This window comes from Pseudomonas sp. Z1-14 (assembly GCF_051132005.1).
Lineage (GTDB): Bacteria > Pseudomonadota > Gammaproteobacteria > Pseudomonadales > Pseudomonadaceae > Aquipseudomonas.
Map to the genome: position 1 here is coordinate 3,438,365 of NZ_CP071646.1, position 22,379 is coordinate 3,460,743.

Sequence of the window (22,379 nt, forward strand, 5' to 3'; positions counted from 1 at the left end):
GACGGTTGGACTGGCTCACGGCCCGCGCTAAGAATGAAGGTGGCGGTTTTCACAAGCGCCACCTTCATCATGTTCAGTTATGTAAATCGCGCCTGTTCGCGTACCAGACATATCGAGTCGGTTGCGCATTCGCAGGGCCAGGAACGTGGTGATGGGTCTTTTCTAGTTCGCAAATCGATCGTTGGCTGTCGACTTGGGCACTCGGCAAGTATTCGAATGCTCCGGCATCGACTTGTCGTACAACCAACCCTGCGCACTCTGGCAGCCATAGTATTGCATCAAAGCTTGTTGGAGGTTTCTTAGAAACCTTCGGCCACCAGGTCAACCGTAGGCTATGAGCCAAGGAGATGTTCGCCTTAGGCACGAAGCCCAAGGACGCGGTCTTGGCATTTTCGCTGCTGCTAGCTAATTCATTCAAGGCATTCGTTGAAAACGCAAGAAATGGCGCACACGTGAGTTTTGCTGAGAGGTCATAGACGAGTAAGATTGTCCGCTTTGGATCTTGATAAACGATCCAAAGCGAACGTTCTGGTCCTAAGCCGTCAGTCCATGCAGCTCGTCGCATAACCTTCGCCAAGATTGGCTTGCCTCGGGCATGGCCTCTGGTCGGCAAATTTGTTCGGAGAGAACGCGCGCCCCATGTCCCATAGCGACTTCATTGACGCTCTTCATGCCATGTACGTGCCCTACGTATCGATTCTTAGGGCTGACCGCTACATGGCTAACATCATCCGGCCACTTGCCACGCGCTTTGGCACCAAAACATTCGGAGCGCTGGGTGAGTTAGTGGACGCTTCAGAAATATATCGATCCACAAAAGCTGGGCACACCTTTAGCCAATTCTCCAAGTAAACCCTATGGATTTCTTAATCGTTGAGGGACGGCCGTTTCGGTAGGCAGACGGATACTGAACGGGCGATTGCGTTGATCTACCGACCATACCCCGATTGTGCTGGCGTACGATTGCGCCATTTTTGCACCACGGGATCCACTCCATCCCTACCCCGCACACGTTGTTACGGACGAGATTTTCTTTTTTTGCTGAGACGATCAAACCGTGCCAATCCAGGAAAATTTTCGGCCATCCGCGGCTGTAAGCGACTGGCCACAATCGGCCAATTCCAGACTGACTAATTTCGGTTGTAACCGTAAGGCCTAGTCATCAGAATTTCCTTCCAGTGATTCTCACGGGCGTCGATGTCTGCCTTCATCGTGTGCAGGTCTGCGATCTCAAGTAATGAGAAGCGCAAATCGTACTGACGCTTCGGTGGGGCATCAATGCCGAACTCCTGCTTGAGCGCCACGTTGTGGCCGTGGCTAGTGGTCGAGTAAGTACTCCACCGGCCCCAAATGCCTGTCTCGCCATCGGCTTTGCCTACATAGAGCTTCCCAGTCTGGTTATCCGTGATGAGGTAAATGCCCTTGACGCTCGATAGGGCCGAGCGCCAAGAATCAACATTCTGCTGTACAACCACATCGAGCTGTTTTTTTGTCAGGTTAATCTTTTTGAATCCAGGAAAATCGCCAATACTCAGGCGTTCGACCCTCAGTTCAGACACCGCTAGGTCTGCGACCAAGGTCTCACCGTAGGGATAGGAGTTGCGCTTGGTGTAGCTGCTGCTCAGGTACAATCGCCCCACCCATTCTTCAGCCGCCGGCACACGCTCCAGATCGTAGATATAATCAGGTTTGGGGCCATCTCTTTCTACGCAATCAATCTTCCGAAACAGACCGGCAAACAACCAACGAGTTGGGCTGCCGGCCTGAATAAGCGAAACAACGTACGGCCGTCCAAAATTGCGGTTGCTTTGCCGACTCTGCCACTTATCGAAGCCACCTTGAATGAACACATCGAGCGGATGCTGTTCGCCATTGTGCCTGGCTAAGTGCACCTTGGCCTTTTCCGGCGTAAACGTCGGCTCCCAAATTTTCAATAAGTCGAACAGGTTCAACGCAGCGCTCCCCAACAGTGAGAATCGCAAGTGTATTCCTTACGTAATGGGAGTGCATCGCCGGCACCGGCTGGTCCTGGCGTCTCAGCAAGTGCTGGCTATGTCCGCTTCGGGTCAAAGCGGACATGCTGCCCTATGATGGATTGGATGGATTAACCACCGAACCCTCCGCTCCGCTTGCGTAGCGCTGCTTTTCTCGTCTTCCCTGTAGCAAATATTTAGCAACCGCAGCTTGGCTTTTTTTCAGCCGTGCGGCGCTGGCCAAGAATTACACCGCGATGCGGTGTGGGGTCTGCTTAGTATCCTAAGATAGTAAAATCAACGGGTTAGCGCCCCTGCTTACCCGATTTCCCCTTCTAAAACACACTCGTTGGTACGAGAATTGGTACGAGTCAATCCTCCGTCACACTGAAATTTCGTGGCAGCCTGGCACTGACCGCGAAGTTCCACGATCAAGCAGTTCAACTGCTACTTCTCCTCTCCCTTTAGGTCGCGCGATCGCTTACAAATTGCCATCAGCTTCGACGCAGACGCTCTCAGCGCCTCATCCAGTAATCGCTGCTGCGCTTGAGCGATACACGCTTCGCAAAAAGGCTCGGTGGTTGGCGGTACGTCCAAGCCTTCTTTCAGAACGGCATTGTACGAAACCCCACATTCTGTACACTTTACGATTCATATGACTCAGCCATAAGACACATCCTCCTATCCAAACAATTCCTTTTTTAATACTAAACCTAAATAAAGCGTTGGAGCGATCGGTTTTTTTTGCCGAGTGGCGCGTTGCCAAGCGTGGTAACAAAACTTTTTCAACGTCGCTACCATGCAGCGTGGGATCGATTGCATCACTCAACTGGTGCGAAAAAATTTGGGTCCAGTACAAGTTCGCGAAGCGGCTTCAAACGCTCTTCTGCGTCTTTGGCTTGAGATCGGGAAAGCTCCGCATCTTCCTTAGAGCCTTGCGCTTCTGCCAGATCGCCCATTTGACGAAGCAGCATGATTCTTTCTTCAATCGCCCTAAGCGCGTCCCACAGCCCGGTATCAATCGCGGCGTTAACTTCAGCAATTAGCGTCTTGATCGAAAAAGCATGGCCCGTGTGGCAGCGAAACCTGACAATCGATCCCTCCTTTACTTGTACCAAAACTCCGTGACAATCGGGACATGTGTAATTTGAGATATTCCCTATATTCATGACGCCAGCTTCTAGGCCGTTACCGTGCTCACTGATGCTCGTCTCGATCAGATGGCGCTCGTTCAATGGGCTTATAACCAGTTGCTCGATAGGCAATCTAACTCGCGTCGCTATCTGATTCGCCAGCTCAGCGAGCGTGCCTATAAAGTCTGTTTCGACGTGTTCTATTGCACTGCGTGGCATGGAATCATAAGTAGCTTCAGAAGGGTCCTGCACGAGTGCCGTACCGTTTCTGTCCTTTATTGCCCAAAGGCCAGCAGTTCCGTCGTCCAGAGCGCCGGTCAATATCACGCCGATCACCCTAGAATCATAAGCCACCGACGCTGAGCGAAAGAGCACATCGATAGCCGGACGAACTCTGCACTCCTTGGGGCCGCGGGTAAGACGAACACCTTCCTTCGTCAAAAGCAGATGGTGATCAGCGCTGGCTACGTACACGGTTGAGGTTCTGAGAGATTGACTGGCTTGGACCGAAATGACGTCCATTCTGGTTTCACGAGCGAGTATCCTGCTTAACTCACTCGGCGAGTGTGGTGGAATATGTAGCACGACCAAAAACGCCGCTGGCAAGTCAGCGGGCAAGGAGCGAAATAGGCTTCTCAACGCTTCGACTCCGCCGGCGGAAGCGCCGATAACAATAATATTCCGACCCAGACTATCGAGCTCCATACGAACTCACCTCCCTTTATCAAAGCAAAACGTCAGATGACCGGCCCGCCCTGGTGGAAAACGATAGATCTTCAAAGGGCAACTATGTACGTTTATGAAGGCCTGGCTACCGTCACCGTACTGGCCCGCTATGTCGGGTAGCAGCCGGTGGAGTTGACCGCCTTGGAATGTCCAGTGCGGCTCCTCGATGCCGGACTCGGTCGCGTCCACGTCGAACTGCGGGATTACCTGCTAGGCTCCGGGGTACGCTAACACGCTGCCGGTGATACTGCCGCACGGAATGGTGCAAGGTCCCTTTTCGACGGTTGCAACGAACCCAAGCTCTTTTATCTGAGGGGAGCTATCCTCATATGCTCCACTCAGGCGGAAGACGATCATATGGCTGACGACTATTCTCTCTCGAACTTACTAGAAAGGATGTACCTCAATCAGTTGGCGCTGGAGGCTGGGCTGATGGAACTGGCTATTCATCTAGAAACGAGCGGGGCAGCTGAGACCGGAAGTAATATCAGAGGAGCTCTGGAGACGCTCGGAGAAAACGCAGGGTTTATCAAACAAGGTTTGGCTCGACTTAGGGCTCAAGAGATCGAGTAATCCTTCTAACACCTCCTCCCGAAGACCAGCCCATGGCGAAAGGCCTGTCGCTCTAGTCTTCGACGTACTCACTGCTTGGCGATGTCTGTCACGACCTCGGCTCTATCTTTTCGATAGCGTGCGCGTAGTAGCCGACCGCCTCCCCCATCAACCATCTCCAGTCGTCCTTGCCAATAATCCCCTGCTGCTTGAAATCATCAGCCATGGCAATCAGCTTCTCATACTGCTCCTCCGCATCCATTCGAATGTCAGGTTCCTTAAGCGCCTTGTGCCAAGCGGCTAAAGCTTGTCTCCTCCGGTCCTCGCTCATCGTTGCAGCCTCCTTGTGACGTAACGTGTTGACTTTGACGCTTGATGGTCTGTTCCAAATTTGCTCGTGATACGGGCCTTGAATAAACCGGTCCCAGCCCCAGACGGACGATCTGCTCCAGCTCTCCCGCAGCTCTCCAGTCTGAGGATCACACCATGACCGTTCGGGTAGGTCCAGGGAACCTGAGCTTTGGCAGAAAAATCGAAGTTAAAATCACATTCAAAACTCTGTTATGAACATCGAAAATACAGCCTCGCTGATAAGTTTCTTACTGGATCAGATGTCCGCCGACATGCGATTCGACGCGGACCAATTGCAAGGAGAGCGGGAAATCGTTTTGTTCGGAATTCGAGAGATGCTGCGGCTCGGGCTGCTCACAGCGGAGTGTGAATACGCGCTAATTTGCGACGCTAACGGACCGCTCTTAGCGTCTGCTTCCAACATCTGCCTCACAAAAAGGGGCGTAAATTTCCAAAGGCATTAGGCCAGTATTTACTTAAGGCGCAGCTGGAATATGCTAGCACGCTAATAATTCCTAGGTGCTGTTATGGACAGGTTGTCGAAACAGGAAATCGAGGCAGCACTGAGGGATCTCCTTCCTGGATGCTCTGTCGAATGCACCTTAGGCTTCAACGGAACAGCCTCGCTTTTAGTCGAAGGTCACGACGGAGAATCTTTTGCAGTTGTGGGTCTGACCAGACACCAATTTCGAGGCGACGCCGGCTTAATAAAACTGGCTCGATTCATCTTTGAAGACATCGATCTGGCTCGCCAAGGCTTAAATACTCAAAAAATGCAGGTGGTATCGCCTTCGTCCTTCCGAACCAAGGCAGCGCCAAAGCTTAACGAAGCTCTCCATTGAGCATGCTTCATGCCTGAGCAACCTGTTGCCAAGTCCCATACCACTGCCAGCCATAGCACGGTGGTAGCTTACTGAACACCTCAGCAGGACCTGGCAAATGGAGTGATTCTCATGGGGCCGGCTCACTCTCAACACATCCTGCTATCCAGCCTGCGGAGCGGCTGCTTCATTTGCATGAACAATGGGTATCTACCGAGCAAGAGATGTGGGCTGAAGTAAATCCCTCATCAAAGCTACCAAATCGCTGACGGCCCAAGGTTTCTGCAAATATCGGGTTGGGCGAGGCACTGTGTCCGGTAGAAATGGATACCCTGATGTGAGTATCGAACCTATGGCAGGCCATTTCCCCCTTACCATCCGGATGAAATCCATACCATTGATTTGCCCAGGAACACCGTAGTCAACAATCACAAGGCAACATTGGACTTGAGATTGAAGAAGGTAAATCAGTGCGTCATCGGCTGATCCGAAAGCGACAGTTCTTGCTCCGACGTCTTCCAAGATTTCGACCATGATCAAACGCAGCGTTTCATCATCCTCGACGATCAACACTTCGCCTTCAAAGCCGATCTCTATCCAATTTGTGATCATAGTCTGTCCCTGCCTGAACCGGCTTTCAGAAGCAGCCACCACAACCGAATATTCCCTTATATCGCGATTCCACTATGATCACGTAACGCTTAGCTAAGCGTAGCGCACTCAACTTTTGCTCCGTCGCTTCCTACGCCTCTCGTGCAGAAAGACGGTCGTACAGCCAGAACGAAGAAAGCAGAGCGGTGGGTACGGCTATTAATCATCGACAGGACACCTGCCACAGCTGATCCAGCTTAGTCGTGTAGCTCTGGCTCATCATCTCCCGGCGCATGGCCCATTCAGGATTTGCAGGCACGCAGGCTGAACGCAGCGTCCCCCTGCCCCAGCGTCCGTTGATCTGGTCCAACACCGCCATCAACTTCGTAGCGTCGACAGGCTGCGAGGTGGCAAACAGGTCGTCGGTGTACTCTCCTCGCTGACAGAGATTCATCAACAGCACCTCGGCCTTGCTGTACTTGAAGCCTGGTCGGAAAACCCGGTCAAGTGCATCTACCGCAGCCTTGGTCAGCAGCCGCCCATCGTCCGTGGGGTACGGCATGTCGATCAGCACACCGTTGGCATACTTCGCCTCCTCCGGGTTGAACATGCCGGTGCGGATGCTGACACGGACCTTCTTACACAGCGACTTCTGCGCCCTGAGCTTTTCCGAGGCTCGCATCATGTACGTGGCCACCGCTTCTTTGATCGGTGCCAGCTCCGTGAGCCGCTTACCAAACATCCGGCTACAACATATCTCCTGCTTCGGCGGGTCTGGCTCGTCCAGCTCCAGGCATGGCGTGCCGGCCAGCTCACGGGCGGTCTTCTCGATCACCACACTGAATTTCTTGCTTAGCGTCCGCGGGTCGGCCTTCGCCAGGTCCATTGCGGTTTTAATGCCCATCGCGTCCAGATGAAGCTTCATCTTGCGACCGACACCCCAGACCTCGGCCACGTCGGTATTGCGTAGTACCCAGTCGCGCTTGAATGGGTCGCAGATGTCGACCACGCCGCCCGTTTGCACTTGGAGCCGCTTGGCAGTGTGATTCGCCAGCTTCGCCAGGGTTTTGGTGTGAGCGATCCCTACCCCGACTGGAATACCGGTGCAGCGCAGCACATGGCTACGGATCTTGCGACCGAGGGCATCTCGGCCGTCGATGCCGGTGAGATCCGCGAAGGCTTCGTCGATGCTGTAGACCTCGACGGCAGGCACCATTGATTCAATGAGGGTCATCACGCGTTCGCTCATGTCGCCATAGAGTGCGTAATTCGACGAGAACGGGACGATGCCGTGCTTCTGCAGCTTGTGCTTGATCTGAAAATACGGCTCGCCCATTTTCACGTAGGGCTTAGCGTCGTAGCTACGGGCGATCACGCAACCGTCATTGTTGCTCAGCACAACGATGGGCACGCGGGCCAGGTCCGGGCGGAACACTCGTTCGCAACTGGCGTAGAAGCTGTTGCAGTCGATCAGGGCGAAAACGGGCTGGGCTTTAGACATGGCTGCGCACGCTGCAGGTGATGACGCCCCAGATGACCAGCTCGTCGCCCTCGAGCACGTACCTCGGTGGGTACTTTGGGTTCTCCGACAGGAGAATCACCTCCTTCCCACGTATGCAAAGGCGTTTGCATACGGGTTCGTTGTTCAGCAGCGCCACGACGATGTGGCCATGCGCAGGTTCAATCGCACGGTCCACGACGGCTAGGTCCCCTTCAAAGATCCCAGCCCCTTGCATGCTTTCCCCGGCGATGGACACCAGGTAGACATGCGGGGCCCGGATGTTCAGAACCTCATCCAATGAGATGTGCGCTTCGATGTGGTCCGCCGCCGGAGACGGAAACCCGGCGGGCACACGAAACGAACACAAAGGCAGCTTCAAGCCACCCTCGGCAATAGGGCCTAGGATTGTAAAGTTCATGACGCACGACTTCCAAAAAACCTGTACGGACATACAGTTAACTTTGTACAAGTTTTCCGGTCAATTTGTATAGAAAAATTCTGACAGGCGGGGCGGCCTTTGCGTGGGAGATTCGGAATACGAGGGATGGTGGTGTCGTAGAGCTACCTCAGCGGCCATTGTTCGGCTATGCGACGCGGCGCCTGTCAGCCGGTACAACATGGCTCGGATGACCCGCGTGTAGATCCTAGTCACATCACGCCGGTGTAAGGAGAGGTTGAGCGCGCTCTTTGGAGAAAAGGGATACGTCTGGATCCGATCAATACCAGGATCTAGACCGTTACGACGGGGTAGTCTCTCCAAACAGCTTTTGCCGGCGAGGCGTGGGCTGGTACTCAGCAAGCTATGCCGGTGGGAAAGGAAGTAAATAACGTCACTTACTAGGGAGCTTATCTGTTTAGTCGGACCACCCTGTCTGGAGACAGAGTGGTCCGCACCTAATTAAAATGCGCTTTTGATAAATGCCGTGATTTTTGCAAAGCTTTGCTTAATAGCATCAAACGCGTGCGCGATCCAATTCGGCAAATTTTCTACGGCATTAGCTATAAAATTAAGGATTTCATTAAGAACGGCTGAAATCCCCGGTTCAACAACACTTGTCATAAAGTTTACTATCGCACTTTGCACAGACGGATTTGAGTTTTGGCCGACATTTTGTGCTGTATCAAAAACTTTATCAATCGCAATGTCCGCATTCTCTCTGGCGTGCTCCCTGCATTGCTCCATCTTATTTCTAAAAAGCGAGTAGGCATCGTTATCTCTTGCACTATTCATGTAATGATTTGTAATATCCGTAATCTCCTCTTGCGCTTGCTCAGCGAGCACGGTAGCGCCTGAATGGGCCACAGCTTTTATTTTCTGAAGATCATCATCAAGAGCATCGCTGTTGGATACCGGAAGCGACCCCAACTGCTCCTCTAAAGCCTGTATCTCCGCCATAGGCACGAGGGCGCCGGTAGACGGATTTGCTATGTTTTTGTTCGCCTGTACGCGCTGTTCATTCAGGACAGCCAGAAAATCATTTGAAGCGACATTTGCAGAAGTCATGTCCATTTTTCCCTTGTGCGATTTAAGTTTCCAAGCTTTTTCCTTTCCGCGCCTTCACTGTAGCAGAACAAAAATGACTGGTTTAGAACAGCCCGCCCAAAGCCGCTGGCTCCCGATTCGTAATCATCAGTTCACCGCTGACCTCGGCCTTCCCTTGCCGCTGGTTCGTGTTGCTGTACCGAATGTCTAACGTCTCGAAGTGAAAGCCTTCAAACACGCGGACCATGACCTTGCCCTTGCTGCGGCGCATGAAGTCAGCCATCCGCTCGTAGTTCTCGAACGGAAAGTCGACGCCATAACCAGAGGTTTGCCAGTACGGCGGATCCATATAGTGGAACATGTGAGCGCGGTCGTAGCGCTCAGCACAATCAAGCCAGGGGAGGTTTTCGACATAGGTGCATGGTCGGGAAGACCGCGAGGCTGGTCGAAAACTTCAATGTCCGCTCCATGTTATTTGGTCGTTAAGGGATGACCTAGAGGACCTGTACGGCGATGTGGTTGCAGTTTGGGAGCCATGGGCAGAACTAAAAGTCACCGGCGAAGGAATCGACTGCGGTCACTACGTTGCTGAAGAAGCTCCAGTCGAGTTGGCTCGTGCACTGAAGGCGTCTTCACCGAGCGATGACCATCGCGACGCCGATGATGACCGCTTCGGTCTGGAAACAGCTCCGCTTGAATGTCGCATTTGGCCGATCGCTGTCTCTAGCCCCTTCATTACGCGCTAGCTCGCACCGACCTTTGGTTTCTGTCCCTTACGCTGCTACGCTTTCGACTCCATGATTGGAGTCGAGATGATGCCCACCGAATATTCCCTTTCTGATGTTCTCGAGCGGCTGTACCAAAATCAGCTCGCCTTGGAGGCCGCAGTGATGGAACTGACCTTGAAGGTAGAAGACCAAGGTGCAACGGAGATTGGTGCTAACGTCCGAGGTGCACTTCAAACCATCGGAGAGAACGCCGGACACATCAAGCAGGGCTTGGCTAAGCTGAGAGCCCAGGGTCACTGATTTGACGGCCCATGCGATGGCGAGCTTGGCGGCTGTCTTTCGCGCAAAGCACCAAGACTGACATGACGAATATGCAGATTTCCCGCGCGCTGCGCGGCGAAATCGTGAAGATATGGGCGCTCTCAACCTCCCGTTATGAAAGGTGGCGCACCTTGATAATCCTGCCCGAAGCTACCTTATGCTTGGGCTTGGCCATCCGAATAACCGTGTGCGGACCATCGGCCGTTGTTTCAACGAGCATGCCATCTCTGATTTCCACCACACTGAGTCCGGCCGCCAGCGTATTGATATAAGCAGCTTTGATCGCGCCTTTCACCATGGCTGGAATTTTCTCTTCCAGCCGGCTCACCAGCTCATCACTTAACATCTGGTTGACGTCCATAACGAGCTCCGCATCTTAGGCCAGCACGTAGCCAACCATCATGTTATTGCTGCGTGTTCCGGGACAAGCACCGTCCGCTCCTAGAACGCACAGAAGACCTATTTGTTGACCGTCGATGCTACACAGGCCTGTACGGAAGAATCCATCAATGCCCCCATCAAAGCCCGCCGACTTCAGCGATATCTAATGACTGGCGAGTGACGATTTCAGTCTCATAGAGCGGATTCCAAGGACCACTGTTCGGTCATTTTCTCAGCTTTTCCCCGCGATGATAACGACCCCAACCCGCTCTGCCAGATTGAGCACCGTGTCGAACACAGTCGAGTCACCGGTCAAGCTGCGTGACGACCCCTGCGGATGGAGTGCGCCGTCAGGAATCCGGTCACCGAAGAGCACCACCGCACGTGCCAAATCATCTTGTCGCGACACCCAAGACAGCCCTTGGGCATCTGGACACTGACGGTGGATTGCCTCGGCCCATTTGCGCGTCGCAGGGTATTGATCTTTCTCAGTGTCGATCAGTTGTTTGCGCGTGATGCCCAGTTTCCGCAGGGGCACGCTGGACAGATCAACCAAGTGCAGCGGTTGGCTAACCTGGACGGCAGAATGCACCTGTCCAGTCAGCTTGCCTTTGTCGAAGCTCTTAAACCCAGCCGTATGGGGAACGTCGTGGAAGACGGTCTCCATCAAGGCGCAATCGACTGTCGTGCCGCCATACAAGGTGGGAATCGCCCGCCCCTGATCATCCTGGATCGGGCTGAAGCGTGCGTTGCCGTGCACACCAGGATTGAATTGATCAGGCTGATACTTATCTTGGTGCACACGGTGAAGCACATCGCCTTTGGCGATCACGGTGAAAGTGACGTGCAACGTAGCCGCAGGCACTGGGGTAACGGACGCCGCCAAATCCGTGGGAGGCGTCGCCCTACCCTCACTGGACTCGGTACGCTGCTTAGCCATGGACGATGCCTTGGATTTCATCCAGTGCTGCAGCAATCACCCGATCAGGCGCCGATGCCAACAGGTCCTGAGGTCTTTTGCCGCCCAGAAAACTATTATCGGAGCGAAACCAGTTAGCCATCCCCCAGCCGTCCTTGTGGCCAGCGAAAGCGTCAATGATTTTGGCCAGTGCCTTGAACGGCCGATAGCCCGCGTTCGGGTCCAAGCCGTAGCCAGGGAAATAGTCGACCCCACCGTGACTGATGGCAAAGATCTGCCCCTGCTTTTTCCATTTGTTAGGCTGGGCACTGGGGTTGCGGGTACTCAACTGGGCCACCTGCGCAATATCTGCGGAGGTCAACCAGTCACCGCTTTCCAACACCGCTTTGCGGGCCTGTACCAACATTGCCGCCTCCTTGAGCAGGCGAGGCGAAGGCGGCTTACGCGTCACAAACACCTCGGCCAGGCGCTCGAGCGACTTCGGGTCCTGACGCTCCTGCAGCACCTCATACATCGAGGAGGCCACATTGGCGAAGTTTTCCGCCAACGCTTCAAATACACTGAGGTTGACCTGATCGAAAGACACGACCAGCACTCGATCCGCATGCGAGCGGCTCAAGCTGGCCCGAGCTTCCTTAGGCGTACCGACCAAGGTGGAGACACCCGACTGCTCTGTAACGCTCATGGAAATCTCCTCACAAGTTATTTACATTATCTAATCGTAGCATAGTCTTGATAACCCTAGCTCTAGCCTAAGCTCCATTCATCCGGATGCATAGATAGGTTTGAGGAAGCGCGCCTTGCCGTCGCTCAGCGCACGGCGTTGAGGCAAGAAGCCCAAGGACACGATATTGGCAATCAGATGTATAGCAAGCAATCTTGCTCAAGCCCCGCGACGATGGAGCGAAAAGTTGGCATAACCGAGTTCAGCACTGCTTGGACTCCCAGCGCACCACGAAAGCCAACTCCTCGGGCGGTCCCTCCTCCTTGGACTGAGGATCTGCAACGCCGATGCTAAAACAACGTTCAGGAGGTGCTTTTCAGAACTACCAGTCTGGCATTGCGCTCAAGGCGTCGCTGATCGCGGGGATCGATACCCTTCACGACCAGCCCCCTGGCGATATCACGCAGAGCGCGAGTATCGCGTAGACCTATTTCAGGATAAGTACCGAGCGAAATACGAGCCTGCTTTCCCGCCCAAGAGAAGCGGAAGTGCCAGCTTTTGCTGCCCTTCGTATTCACGAAAAGCGCGAGGCCGTCAAAATCAGGAAGGGTGTAGTTTTTGGCGCGAGGTTTGGCGTGCCGGATCGCCGTATTGGTGAGAACCATCGTACTAATTCCACTCATATGAATGAGGGAGTTTTGTACAGTTTTCAAAGTGTCCAGCAGCTTTAAAAACTGATTTACCAAGCGTCGGATTGATGTACTAAAAAATGTACTAAAAATTCGTGAACATTGATGTGCAAGAGTAGACTTTACTGGAACAAAGAAAGAGGCCGAAGCCTCTTTTTTTGGTTTCTACATACTTCAATGGAAATCTATAGAAAAATAATTGGAGCGAGAAACGAGACTCGTATCTAGCGTCCGACTCATTGAAATCTAAGGGATTTACTTTCTTGCCGGAGCATGAAAAGACTTAATTTGGACTTGTTTTTGGGGTGTGTCAAGGGCCAAGAAAGCATGATTCCGGGCGGTGCCATTTTCTTCTACCCATGGTCAGTCGGCCGCGAAACGTCTAGGCGACTTTTTCAACAGAATCGGCCGATTCCTGCAACTCGACTTGAAAATCCCCGGCAACACCATCGTCGTTACATTTTTATTCACTGGGGCGCCCAATCTGATCAATCCACCCACCAGGAAACATGATTGAAGGGCTGGGCCACATCAACCCAAGTCAAAGCATCCAGCCGGGAGATGACCGACCTCGGGTCTTGCATACAAATATCCCTGCATCAGCTCAATCCACATGCCTAGAAGCGTCGAGCTTTCTTCACGGGTCTCGACACCTTCAGCGATGACCAGGATATCCAAGCGCCTGGCGACCAGGACGATGCCTTCGACGATCGCTTGATTGGCCAAGTCTCGATCAATGCTTCGGGTCAGTGCCATGTCAATCTTCAGCACCTGCGGCTGGAACATGGCCAGCAGGTTAAGGCCCGAATACCCCGCGCCGAAATCGTCGATGGCGGTAGTGAAACCCTGGCGCTCGTACTCCACGAAAATCGATTTGAGGTGCTCAGGATCGACCACCTTCTCGCCTTCGGTCACTTCGAACATGAGCCTTTCTGGCGGGAAATTGGCCGGGCGCGCCGCTTCCAGGGTAGCCCGGATGCACGTCTCCGGCCGGTATACGGCGTTTGGGAGGAAGTTAATGCTCAGCAAGCAATCTGGAATGTCCAGCAGGCCCAGCCTTGCGGCTTCCTCGATGGCTTTCACCCGGCAAGCCTGGTCGAATCGGTAGCGATTGCTGTCGTCCACGAGCCCCAGGATGTAACCAGCCGATTCGCCATTGACGCCTCTGACCAACGCCTCATAAGCAAACGCAGCGTGTGTCCGGACGTTGAAAACAGGCTGGAAGGTCATGGTGAAATCGAACCCCAGCGCCTCATGGTTGCGGCATTCGGCGCAGCCGAGCGATTGGAATGAGGGCGTTTCGTCATGAGCAATATTCCGTGGCGGTCATGATACATTCCTGCGTTTACAAGGAGCTGTAGCCGACACCACCGGAGTCGGCGCGGGCCGAAGTGTGTGGCGCACCAAATCGGCACAGTCCGTCACCGAAGTCACCGTGACGGCGGGCAACTCGCCTGGGAGATCCAGGGCGAAAACGCACTACTCCGGTTCATCACTCACAACCTCTCTTTACAGTTTTCACTTCATATTCGACACAATTGAGTGTAGAGCAAATGAATTCAAAAGCATCATCTGGATTGCACTTGCTACCACACGTGAATATATCGAGAAATAGAGCCCCGAGTTCCGGATAGGTGTGAAAGGAGGCGTGAGATTCCTCTAACAGAACTAAAACCGTAACGCCTTGAGGCTCAAATTGCTTAACGATAGTTCCACAGACAGTTGCGCCTGCCTTATTCACGGCCGCACATAAGAGCGCAGTTAAAAAGCCCGTATCATTCAGCTGTTCAGGGGCGACACTGTACAGTTCACCCAACGTATGCTTTCCAAAGAACGTTCCAGAAAAATTCTCCATGCAAGCCCCGCCTCCAAATTCTTACAATCGACGAAAGCCCCCTCGAACAACCCTCTCATGCAGACAAAACGACACGTCAAGGCCTTCACGCCTGCACAAGAGCAACTGATCAAGGGTCTCTCAGGACAAAGCCATTCGCTTATTCTATGAGTAGTATCTTTTTATTTTTCAAACCGTAATTATCCAGGCGCAGATAACGTTCGTTCATGCTCATAATGGGTTTTATCAGCGGGGCAATGACGAGCAAAAATGCAAGGGTGCCAATACCGAAAGGGCCGCCCAGGCTCCAGCCCACCAGGAAAATGGATATTTCCAAGAGCATTTTTGCCAGTGTGAAGGAACACCCCGTCTTTTGCATGATAGTAATCACCAGTAAATCGATGACTCGAATACCGATGCCGCTCATGATGATCAGGGCCGACGCATACGCGCACACACCCAACCCGATGGCGAGTAACCAGTAAGGGCCGACACTCGACGCCAATAAGTGATCCAGCGACATATACAACCACAGGTCGATAAACAATCCGGTCAACGTAGTGGTGACAAAAGGGCTTAACGGTGGCCATTGCTTGTTCCAGATGGCCCACCAGATCAACAAGGCAATGGAAAAGATCGCCGAGCAGGCGCCGATGCCGACGCCTAACTTGCCATTAAGGCCAATCACAAACACATCCAGCGGGTCAGTGCCCAGACGACTGACAATAAAGAACAGCGCGCCCATCGAAAACAGCATCACGCCGATCAGATACATGCTCAATCGATCCAGCGATAGCCAGGCACGCAGCGTCCTGATCAGAAGGCCTCTGACCCCGCTTGGCGCTTCCATTTTCTCTTTGCTCATTGAGTGACGCTCCATGTGTGTCAGGGTTTGTGTGTTTGCGGTGCGCAGAGGCGCCACTTAGCGAGTGCTCATGGAAATGAAGCTCAGGCCATTGCCCACATGACGAATAGTGGTTTTGGAGGTGTCGATGCCGCCTTCGCAGATTTCGTTCTGGACGTCATGCGATGCCTCGGCCAGATACAGCCCGCCCAACACAGAAGCTTCGGTACCTTGTGGAGACTGCATCACCAACGGAGCGGTGAGGGTTGCTTTCAAATAGCCAGGCTCACGCAGCAGAGCTCCCACCAGTTGCGGCATTTCTGGAAAACGCCCCAACATGCCGCCGCCCAGGCACACCACTTCCACCCGGAAAAGCTCCACCAGGTTGGCAATCGCCAACGACAGTGCCTGCACGGCACGCAGTCGCCAATGAACGAGCGTGGCCTCGTCCGAAAACCCCATCGACGCGACGAATTTGTCCAGTGAGCGGAACGACGCGTAAGCCTGCAGGCATCCCGCACGCCCGCAACTGCAAGGCGCGCCCCCCGGCCAAACCAGCAAATGCCCCAGCTCCCGATCAGGCAACATCCGGCCTTGATAAACCACGCCGCCGCCGACGCCGGTGCCCAGGGAAAAGTGCACCAGGTTCGAGGCCCGCATCACCGTGGCGTCACCGAAGGTGGCGGCGGTACCGTCATCGCACCAAATCACCCGGTCAACCTTGGCGATGCGCAACGCAGAACCGATGGCCAAGCCCTCCCAGTCGGGCCGGTTAGGCCAACGAACGATAGTGCCGTCGGAGTTCAGCGTCGGAGCGCTGGCGATCACCAGCGTGTTGATCGGGCCGTATAGGCCAATCTGCTGCTTGAGCAGGGCCACGGCCTGGTTGAGAATGCTTTGCGGCGCGCACCCTGCAGGAATTTCAATACGTTCACGCTGAACCACTCGCCCCATAACACTGAAGTGAATAGCCATTTTGCTGCCACCCAGATCAACACTCGCGCAATGCATCAGAAACGCCCCCCGCCATCGACCGCGATGATCGCGCCATTGATATAGGAGGCCCGTGCCGAGGCCAGAAAGCTCACAATAGGGGCGATCTCCTCGGGGCGCCCCAGACGACGTAACCCGATGTTGCGGCAGACCTCCTGTGCATCAGCCTCGCTGTAATGCGTTTGTGGGCCAGCCACGGCACCGGGTGCCACGACATTCACGGTAATGCCGTACTCACCGACCTCAAACGCCAATGACCTGGCAAAACCGTGCAGCGCAGCCTTGGACGCGGCATATACACTTTGCCCCGGCATGCCCTGTTCGCCCGCACGGGAGCCGATCAACACGATGCGTCCCACGCGTTGGCGCAACATCGGGCGCAAGACCTGCCGGACCAGCCGTGCCGTAGCGTCGAAGTTGAGGTCGAACAACTGATCGCAATCCGCCTGGTTCGTCAGCAAGGCAGACTTACGCAGCATCTTCGCGGCGCAACAGATCAATACATCGATGCCGCGCCCCCCCTCGGTCAAGGTCGCCAGCATGTGCGTGGTCGCCTCCGGGGACGTCAGATCACACGCCAACGGCGTGAGGGTGCCGGGCAATGCTTCGGTCTTTGCAACCAAGGCATGCATCGGTTCAACATTGCAATGGTACAGCCCGACGACAAACGCGCCTTGGCGAACCAGTTCTTCACATATTGCATCACCCAGTACACCGGAGGCTCCTGTGACCAGGCATACCCGTCCATTCAGTTCCAGCATAATCTTCCCTATCTGCGATCAATTAAACCGGCAGCTGAACCGCTACCCTGTATGACACCTGATATTGTGCGGTGCATGCCGTCGCCACAGGGAGCTGGCGGAAATACTGGTGTTTGAAACAACTCAGGCAGGGTGCCCCGTCCCGATCATAAGCCTCGACAGGCGAGAGCCTAAGCAAGGCGCCCATCGGTGATCGGTACAATGGCCACGCGTTTTGCGACAATCCCGCGTGCTGCGACAAGAGGCGAATCATGAGCGGGTCCACGGCAATCCACTCATCTCGAACCCTAAATTCAGCCCAGTAATGGCCCGTGGCATAGGGAGCACTGAGCAACAGGCCGAACACTTGCCTGGCCGGCAAACCGCGCCGATGCGCCTGAGCCACCAACAACTTGGAAAAGCCGCCGCATTCCGCCAGTTTGTGCATGCCCATGAACTCGACATCCCAACGCACGGCGTCGTGCAACATATAAAATTGCATGTCGGCACTGATCTCTTCGACCAGTTCCCGGAATGGACTCGGCAGCAAAAAATGTCGGCCGGATATGACCAAAGCCTCTCGGTATAAGTCGCCGGTTTCAGGCACCGGCACGGACAGCAGATTTCCAGCACGTGTCAACACCTGCACCGGCCCCGTGGGCAGGGGTTTTTCGCTGAGCGAATAGACCAGGTCGAGGTGACGTTCCCGCTCGGATTCACGAAATGCCGCTGCCCAACTGCGCATGGCCAGTTTGTGCAACGAAGGCCTGCGCAAATGCAGCGACAGGTTGTACAGGTCGTCCGGATCAAAGGACTCATCACGCCCTGGCCCTGTTGAGGCCAACCCCATGAACTTGAGCGATTCAAGCTCTGCGGCCGACAACCCATACAAGGTCGTATCGGCCGCCGTGACACTGAAGCGCCGATGGCGATCATCGACCTTCGCCAGGTTGCCCAGAATCTCTTGAGCCGATGCTTTGTCATTCATGCCTGGGTTCAGCATATGAAACTCGGCATTTCGCACTGCGCCGGCGCCGCGCAGCCACTCAACGCGGCGATCGAGGGAGCAATCTGCTGCAACTGCAAAGCCCCTTCAGGCGCCTCAATCGACGCGCCGTCGAGCAGCACGAAACCTTGGTCCCGATGCCAGCCCGATTGTGAAGTGCGCCGGACATGATTGGCCCAACGCGGGTCGCCCAACGGTGGCCGTCGTGCATCCGCCGGGGTGACGATCAAGGTCGGCGCGAGATGCGTGAACGGGCCCTGGTAAACCTGTTCCCGATGGCGAACCTGGGCCAGCGCAGGGCTGCCATCGCCGAAGCGGATGTTACGCAGGCATTGTTCGACCAACTGCCGCTGGTGCAGGCTGGAACGTCCTTGATTGCATAAGTCGGCGCACAGCATCACGCCATGGGAGCCCTGCACGGTTTCCAGCGCCACACTGCGCTTGAGGTCCACCCGACCCTGCGCGTCGAGCACCTGCAAACCCGCCGCCCGCAGATGCTCGTCGATGGAGAAAAAACCATTCAACTCGCCAAAGCCCATCTCCGAAAACACCAACATCGACTCGGGGTCGAGTGATTGCAGGCGCTGACACGCTTGATCAATAAAATCATAGGCGCGCAGCACATGCGGGCGCTCCCCTGCATCGTCTGCCTGCATCTCATACCACAGGAAATGCGACAAACGATCCGCCAACGTCAGGTTGACGATCATCACGTCCGCTTCTGCGCCGAGTGCCATGGCGGTATCGAGTTGATGCTCAGCAATCCGATAGGCCTGCGTGGCAAAGTCCTCGAAGGGTTGCCCCGTATAGAACAGCGAGACGTCGTGGGCATAACGCACCCCACGACCATTCAAGTCCCGCAGCAGGCTCCGTGGATGGCTGGTGTTCATGGAGTTTTGCATCGGGTAGGTGATCAGCGTGCCGTTGACAGGCTGTGGCGGTTGGGTCAGCTGGACATTGATCACTGCAAAACGCTGATCGGCCATTTCCGGCCACTCCCAAAGGCGCGCCGACATGACATCGGTGGACTCAAGGATACGCGGGATCTCTCCGGAGCTATGGGCGCTCCAATAGGAAAAGCAACCATGCTGCCCAGGGTTGACACCCGAAAAAGCCGTCGCAAGATTGCTCGGTTCGTAAGGCACCGGACCACAATCCAAATGCCGATAAGAGTGACCGTGCATGCGCTGTGAAAACCACGGAAGTCGACCTTTGGCAACTTCGGATTCCAACACTAACGGATCCATCCCTTCGGCAATGACGACGAGTGTCTTCATATTACCTGCAACCTCTTATCATCCATGATTGAAGTCTGCCAATCCCTTTTCAATAGGGGCAAGCAGAACTTTACCGCGACACCGCTCGGGCAGCCGGGCTGCATCTTAGTTGCTCAAGCCATTTAACAAGCACGACATTGCCTACGTCTAATTATTCAATAGACGCTTATCTATCAGCCTCATTGTTTGACCCTCGCTGCTAGAAAATCCGGGCGAAAGGCGCCAAACCACGGCGGTCTGACGCCACCGCCGGGAACCCGGTGCAATTGGCGATTTTTTAACACAGAAAATCGTCACGTACGATAAATGCGAAAACCAGGTTATTTCACAATATTACAAAAGATTTCCAAAAATAACCTTGCAATAAATTTTTCAAGCCATGCTATCTTTTTCCCGACGCTTCGCTTACAACTGAAAACGCGAGCGGCGCAAAATTAAAACTTGCCAGCTATAACTATCGACGCACGAACAACCGAGCTTGAAGATAGTTGAAATATTTCGCGGAGCAGTACATCGGCTGCTCTTATTTACCTCTCCAAGGGACTGGATAAATGACCTTAGCTCTTCATGGTGGTACCCCAGTGCGTCAAGCGCCGTATCCAAGCTGGCCACAGTTTGGAGCCGCGGAGGAAAGTGCTTTACTGCGCAGTCTGCACCAAGGCCATTGGTGGCGGATGCAAGGCAATGAGAACCTGAATTTCGAGAAAGCCTTTGCCCAATTGCACGGTGCCCACTCAGCATTTGCCGTCGCCAATGGCACCGTGGCCATTGAAATAGCCCTGCAAGCCGCCGGCATCGTCGCAGGCGACGAGGTCATCGTTCCGGCGTTCACGTTTATCTCGACCTCAATGGCCTGCCAGCGTATCGGTGCGACTGCCATTCCCGTCGACGTCCTGTCCGATACGTTCTGCATTGACCCGGCCGCTGTGGAAGCCAACATCGGCCCGCGCACCCGGGCCATCATTCCGGTGCATATGTCTGGGCACATGTGTGACATGGTCCGCTTGCTGAGTATCGCCGACCGTCACCAACTGGTGATCATTCAAGACGCTGCCCATGCTCATGGCGCCCGCGGTCGTGCCGATACCGGCATTGGCGAATACGGCACCCTGGCGTGCTTCAGCTTCCAGAACTTCAAACTGATGACCGCCGGCGAAGGAGGCTTGGTGCTTTGCCCGAATGAAGAACTGCGCGAAAAGGTCTTCCTCTACGGCAATTGCGGGCGGCCGCAAGGCGATCGCAGCTATCAGCACACGGTGGTTGGCACCAATGCCCGCCTGAGTGAATTCAGCGCGGCGGTGCTCAGTGCCCAGTTAACCCGCCTGGACTTCCAGACGCAGGTGCGCCAGCGCAACGCGGCGCTCTTGTTCGAGGTGCTCGAGCGTTCCGACCTGGTCACCCCACAGGCTCGCACTCAAGATGCTCACACCCACCCGTACTACATGTTTGTCTTCACCCTCAATACGCGTTCGGGACAAGCAAAGTGGGACCGCAACCACGTCGTCGAAGCGCTGATTGCTGAAGGCATACCCGCGTTCCGGACGTATCAGGCGCTCTACCGCATCCCGAGTTTCTGGCAACCGCCTGCGCCTTCCGAGCACAACCTGGCCCATTACATTGCCGCCTGCCCTGTGAGCGAACAGGTTGCCCAGCACGGCATCTGGATACACCACCGCGCCCTGCTGGGCAATGAACAGGACACGCTGGACATTGCCACCGCCATTACCAAGGTCCTCACACTCCTGGCCAACGAGCCATGAAAGACCCGTGCGTCGCCTTCATCGGCGCGGGTTGGGTGGTACGCACTATCTGGGCACCGTTGCTGGCGCAACAGGCGGCTCGGATTGTCTCGATCATCGACCCCCATCTGCCCTCCCGAGAGGCGTTCAGTGACTTGCCTGTCGCGCCTCGCCAACACGGGTGCGTCAGCGACAAGGCCCTGGAGGGCTGCAACCTGGCGTTCATCTGCTCTCCGAACGCCAGGCATGTCAGCCAGGCAATCAGGGCGATGAACAAAGGCTTGCACGTTATCCTGGAGAAGCCCGCGTGCCTGAGCGCCAACGATGCCCATGCCTTGATCGAGCACAGCCGCCAGGCCGGAGTCGAGGTATTGGTCACCGCGGCCGCTTCACACCGCAGCGACGTAGGCGCCATGCTGGAAGCCGTCGCCCGGGGCGATGTAGGCAACCTGCACTGCATCGACGTGAGCTGGCGCCGGCGTAACGGAGTGCCCCGCCCCGGTTCCTGGTTCACCCGCGCGGACCAGGCACTGGCGGGGTCCGGAGCGGACTTGGGTTGGCACTTGCTGGAGGTGGCCTTACAGGTACTGGGCTATCCCCTTGTCGACGCGGCACTGTGCAATCACGTCCCCGCCGCCCCCGACGAGGCCAGCCGCGAGGCCACCTGGCGGGAGGACGAGGATGGCAACAGCACCAGCGCGATCGACGTTGAATCGCAATCCTACAGCTGCCTGCAAACCCGCGGGGGTGCGCTGATCCGCTTGAGCACCGCCTGGGCCTCCCATCAACGGCAGGACGAAACAGTGATCACGCTGTACGGCAGCGCCGGGCAATTGTGCTTGCGCACCACCTTCGGCTTCAGCCAGAACCGCGTCAAACACCCCAGCCTGGTGTTGAGCGTTGCGGGAATCGATACCCCGCTGGGATTTGCCGACGAGGAAAACGTGGCGCCTTACCGACAGTTCCTCGCGCGCAGGATTGCGCTGATTGGCGAATGCGCAGCCAGCCGAGAGCTGGAATACCGCAAGTTGCAGTCGCTGGCCAGCGCCATGTCGGCCATGTACCCCCACCAGTCACCCCCCGGCGGCGCCCTTCATCGCCAGCCCTGATGCT

At 55.2% G+C, this 22,379-nt stretch carries 22 protein-coding genes and 2 pseudogenes; 5 read left to right on the forward strand and 19 right to left on the reverse strand.

The features are described from left to right. Nucleotides 1-1,130: 1,130 nt before the first annotated feature. Together J3P89_RS15255 and J3P89_RS15260 are read right to left on the reverse strand one after the other, a co-directional pair. Nucleotides 1,131-1,952: a GIY-YIG nuclease family protein gene (locus tag J3P89_RS15255; protein WP_434694704.1), complete on the reverse strand. Its 822-nt coding sequence runs from the start codon at nucleotides 1,950-1,952 to the stop codon at nucleotides 1,131-1,133. 842 nt (nucleotides 1,953-2,794) lie between these two features. Further along, a complete protein-coding gene (locus tag J3P89_RS15260; RefSeq protein WP_434694705.1) occupies nucleotides 2,795-3,811 on the reverse strand; it encodes a chemotaxis protein CheB in 1,017 nt (338 codons plus the stop codon). A 378-nt stretch (nucleotides 3,812-4,189) separates the two neighbouring features. On the opposite strand from J3P89_RS15260, the gene J3P89_RS15265 reads away from it, so the two are divergent. After that, entirely contained in the window at nucleotides 4,190-4,405 is a 216-nt protein-coding gene (locus J3P89_RS15265) for a hypothetical protein (RefSeq protein WP_434573133.1), read from the forward strand. An 88-nt stretch (nucleotides 4,406-4,493) separates the two neighbouring features. Here the strand turns inward: J3P89_RS15265 and J3P89_RS15270 are convergent, their stop codons facing one another. Continuing rightward, nucleotides 4,494-4,715: a hypothetical protein gene (locus J3P89_RS15270; protein ID WP_434573132.1), complete on the reverse strand. Its 222-nt coding sequence runs from the start codon at nucleotides 4,713-4,715 to the stop codon at nucleotides 4,494-4,496. Between the two features lie 547 nt (nucleotides 4,716-5,262). On the opposite strand from J3P89_RS15270, the gene J3P89_RS15275 reads away from it, so the two are divergent. Continuing rightward, nucleotides 5,263-5,577: a hypothetical protein gene (locus J3P89_RS15275; protein WP_434694706.1), complete on the forward strand. Its 315-nt coding sequence runs from the start codon at nucleotides 5,263-5,265 to the stop codon at nucleotides 5,575-5,577. A 189-nt stretch (nucleotides 5,578-5,766) separates the two neighbouring features. Here the strand turns inward: J3P89_RS15275 and J3P89_RS15280 are convergent, their stop codons facing one another. The 5 genes and pseudogenes from J3P89_RS15280 to J3P89_RS15300 all read right to left on the reverse strand — a co-directional run. Beyond that, the gene (locus J3P89_RS15280) at nucleotides 5,767-6,168 is read right to left on the reverse strand and encodes a response regulator (RefSeq protein WP_434694707.1); all 402 of its coding nucleotides are present in this window, start codon (nucleotides 6,166-6,168) and stop codon (nucleotides 5,767-5,769) included. A 202-nt stretch (nucleotides 6,169-6,370) separates the two neighbouring features. Then, nucleotides 6,371-7,648 (reverse strand): translesion error-prone DNA polymerase V subunit UmuC, encoded by a 1,278-nt coding sequence (umuC, locus tag J3P89_RS15285; protein ID WP_434694708.1) that lies wholly within the window; start codon nucleotides 7,646-7,648, stop codon nucleotides 6,371-6,373. Beyond that, on the reverse strand, nucleotides 7,641-8,066 hold the full coding sequence (locus J3P89_RS15290; RefSeq protein ID WP_434694709.1) for a LexA family protein: 426 nt from the start codon (nucleotides 8,064-8,066) through the stop codon (nucleotides 7,641-7,643). Before J3P89_RS15290 ends, umuC begins: the two co-directional genes overlap by 8 nt. A gap of 480 nt (nucleotides 8,067-8,546) precedes the next feature. Then, entirely contained in the window at nucleotides 8,547-9,152 is a 606-nt protein-coding gene (locus tag J3P89_RS15295; protein ID WP_434694710.1) for a hypothetical protein, read from the reverse strand. 82 nt (nucleotides 9,153-9,234) lie between these two features. Continuing rightward, nucleotides 9,235-9,549: pseudogene (locus J3P89_RS15300) on the reverse strand (DNA adenine methylase); the annotation flags it as partial. Between the two features lie 397 nt (nucleotides 9,550-9,946). On the opposite strand from J3P89_RS15300, the gene J3P89_RS15305 reads away from it, so the two are divergent. Continuing rightward, nucleotides 9,947-10,159 carry a hypothetical protein gene (locus J3P89_RS15305; RefSeq protein WP_431480684.1) on the forward strand — a complete coding sequence of 71 codons (213 nt, stop codon included), beginning with the start codon at nucleotides 9,947-9,949 and terminating at the stop codon, nucleotides 10,157-10,159. 133 nt (nucleotides 10,160-10,292) lie between these two features. On the opposite strand, the gene J3P89_RS15310 is transcribed toward J3P89_RS15305, so the two are convergent. From J3P89_RS15310 to J3P89_RS15360, 11 genes and pseudogenes are all read right to left on the reverse strand, one after another. Next, a complete protein-coding gene (locus tag J3P89_RS15310) occupies nucleotides 10,293-10,541 on the reverse strand; it encodes a hypothetical protein (protein ID WP_434694711.1) in 249 nt (82 codons plus the stop codon). Nucleotides 10,542-10,793: 252 nt separating this feature from the next. Next, nucleotides 10,794-11,501: an RES family NAD+ phosphorylase gene (locus J3P89_RS15315; RefSeq protein ID WP_434694713.1), complete on the reverse strand. Its 708-nt coding sequence runs from the start codon at nucleotides 11,499-11,501 to the stop codon at nucleotides 10,794-10,796. Beyond that, nucleotides 11,494-12,066, reverse strand: a complete 573-nt coding sequence (locus tag J3P89_RS15320; RefSeq protein ID WP_434694714.1) for a hypothetical protein — start codon at nucleotides 12,064-12,066, stop codon at nucleotides 11,494-11,496. The genes J3P89_RS15315 and J3P89_RS15320 overlap by 8 nt, the downstream gene beginning before the upstream one ends. A gap of 476 nt (nucleotides 12,067-12,542) precedes the next feature. After that, nucleotides 12,543-12,809, reverse strand: a pseudogene (locus tag J3P89_RS15325) (Arm DNA-binding domain-containing protein); the annotation flags it as partial. 555 nt (nucleotides 12,810-13,364) lie between these two features. Beyond that, nucleotides 13,365-14,147 carry an EAL domain-containing protein gene (locus J3P89_RS15330; protein ID WP_434697999.1) on the reverse strand — a complete coding sequence of 261 codons (783 nt, stop codon included), beginning with the start codon at nucleotides 14,145-14,147 and terminating at the stop codon, nucleotides 13,365-13,367. A gap of 178 nt (nucleotides 14,148-14,325) precedes the next feature. After that, the gene (gene speD, locus J3P89_RS15335) at nucleotides 14,326-14,688 is read right to left on the reverse strand and encodes an adenosylmethionine decarboxylase (RefSeq protein WP_434694715.1); all 363 of its coding nucleotides are present in this window, start codon (nucleotides 14,686-14,688) and stop codon (nucleotides 14,326-14,328) included. 139 nt (nucleotides 14,689-14,827) lie between these two features. Beyond that, nucleotides 14,828-15,532 carry a YczE/YyaS/YitT family protein gene (locus J3P89_RS15340; RefSeq protein ID WP_434694716.1) on the reverse strand — a complete coding sequence of 235 codons (705 nt, stop codon included), beginning with the start codon at nucleotides 15,530-15,532 and terminating at the stop codon, nucleotides 14,828-14,830. Between the two features lie 57 nt (nucleotides 15,533-15,589). Continuing rightward, nucleotides 15,590-16,522 carry an ROK family protein gene (locus J3P89_RS15345; protein WP_434694717.1) on the reverse strand — a complete coding sequence of 311 codons (933 nt, stop codon included), beginning with the start codon at nucleotides 16,520-16,522 and terminating at the stop codon, nucleotides 15,590-15,592. Further along, nucleotides 16,522-17,265: an SDR family NAD(P)-dependent oxidoreductase gene (locus J3P89_RS15350; protein ID WP_434694718.1), complete on the reverse strand. Its 744-nt coding sequence runs from the start codon at nucleotides 17,263-17,265 to the stop codon at nucleotides 16,522-16,524. The genes J3P89_RS15345 and J3P89_RS15350 overlap by 1 nt, the downstream gene beginning before the upstream one ends. A 22-nt stretch (nucleotides 17,266-17,287) precedes the next feature. Beyond that, entirely contained in the window at nucleotides 17,288-18,232 is a 945-nt protein-coding gene (locus tag J3P89_RS15355) for a transglutaminase domain-containing protein (protein ID WP_434694720.1), read from the reverse strand. Nucleotides 18,233-18,240: 8 nt separating this feature from the next. Next, on the reverse strand, nucleotides 18,241-19,527 hold the full coding sequence (locus tag J3P89_RS15360) for an alkaline phosphatase family protein (protein ID WP_434694722.1): 1,287 nt from the start codon (nucleotides 19,525-19,527) through the stop codon (nucleotides 18,241-18,243). Nucleotides 19,528-20,078: 551 nt separating this feature from the next. On the opposite strand from J3P89_RS15360, the gene J3P89_RS15365 reads away from it, so the two are divergent. Both J3P89_RS15365 and J3P89_RS15370 read left to right on the forward strand, forming a co-directional pair. Next, complete coding sequence (locus J3P89_RS15365; RefSeq protein ID WP_434694724.1) at nucleotides 20,079-21,287, forward strand: DegT/DnrJ/EryC1/StrS family aminotransferase; 1,209 nt, start codon at nucleotides 20,079-20,081, stop codon at nucleotides 21,285-21,287. Continuing rightward, a complete protein-coding gene (locus J3P89_RS15370; protein WP_434694726.1) occupies nucleotides 21,284-22,375 on the forward strand; it encodes a Gfo/Idh/MocA family protein in 1,092 nt (363 codons plus the stop codon). Before J3P89_RS15365 ends, J3P89_RS15370 begins: the two co-directional genes overlap by 4 nt. Nucleotides 22,376-22,379: the final 4 nt, after the last annotated feature.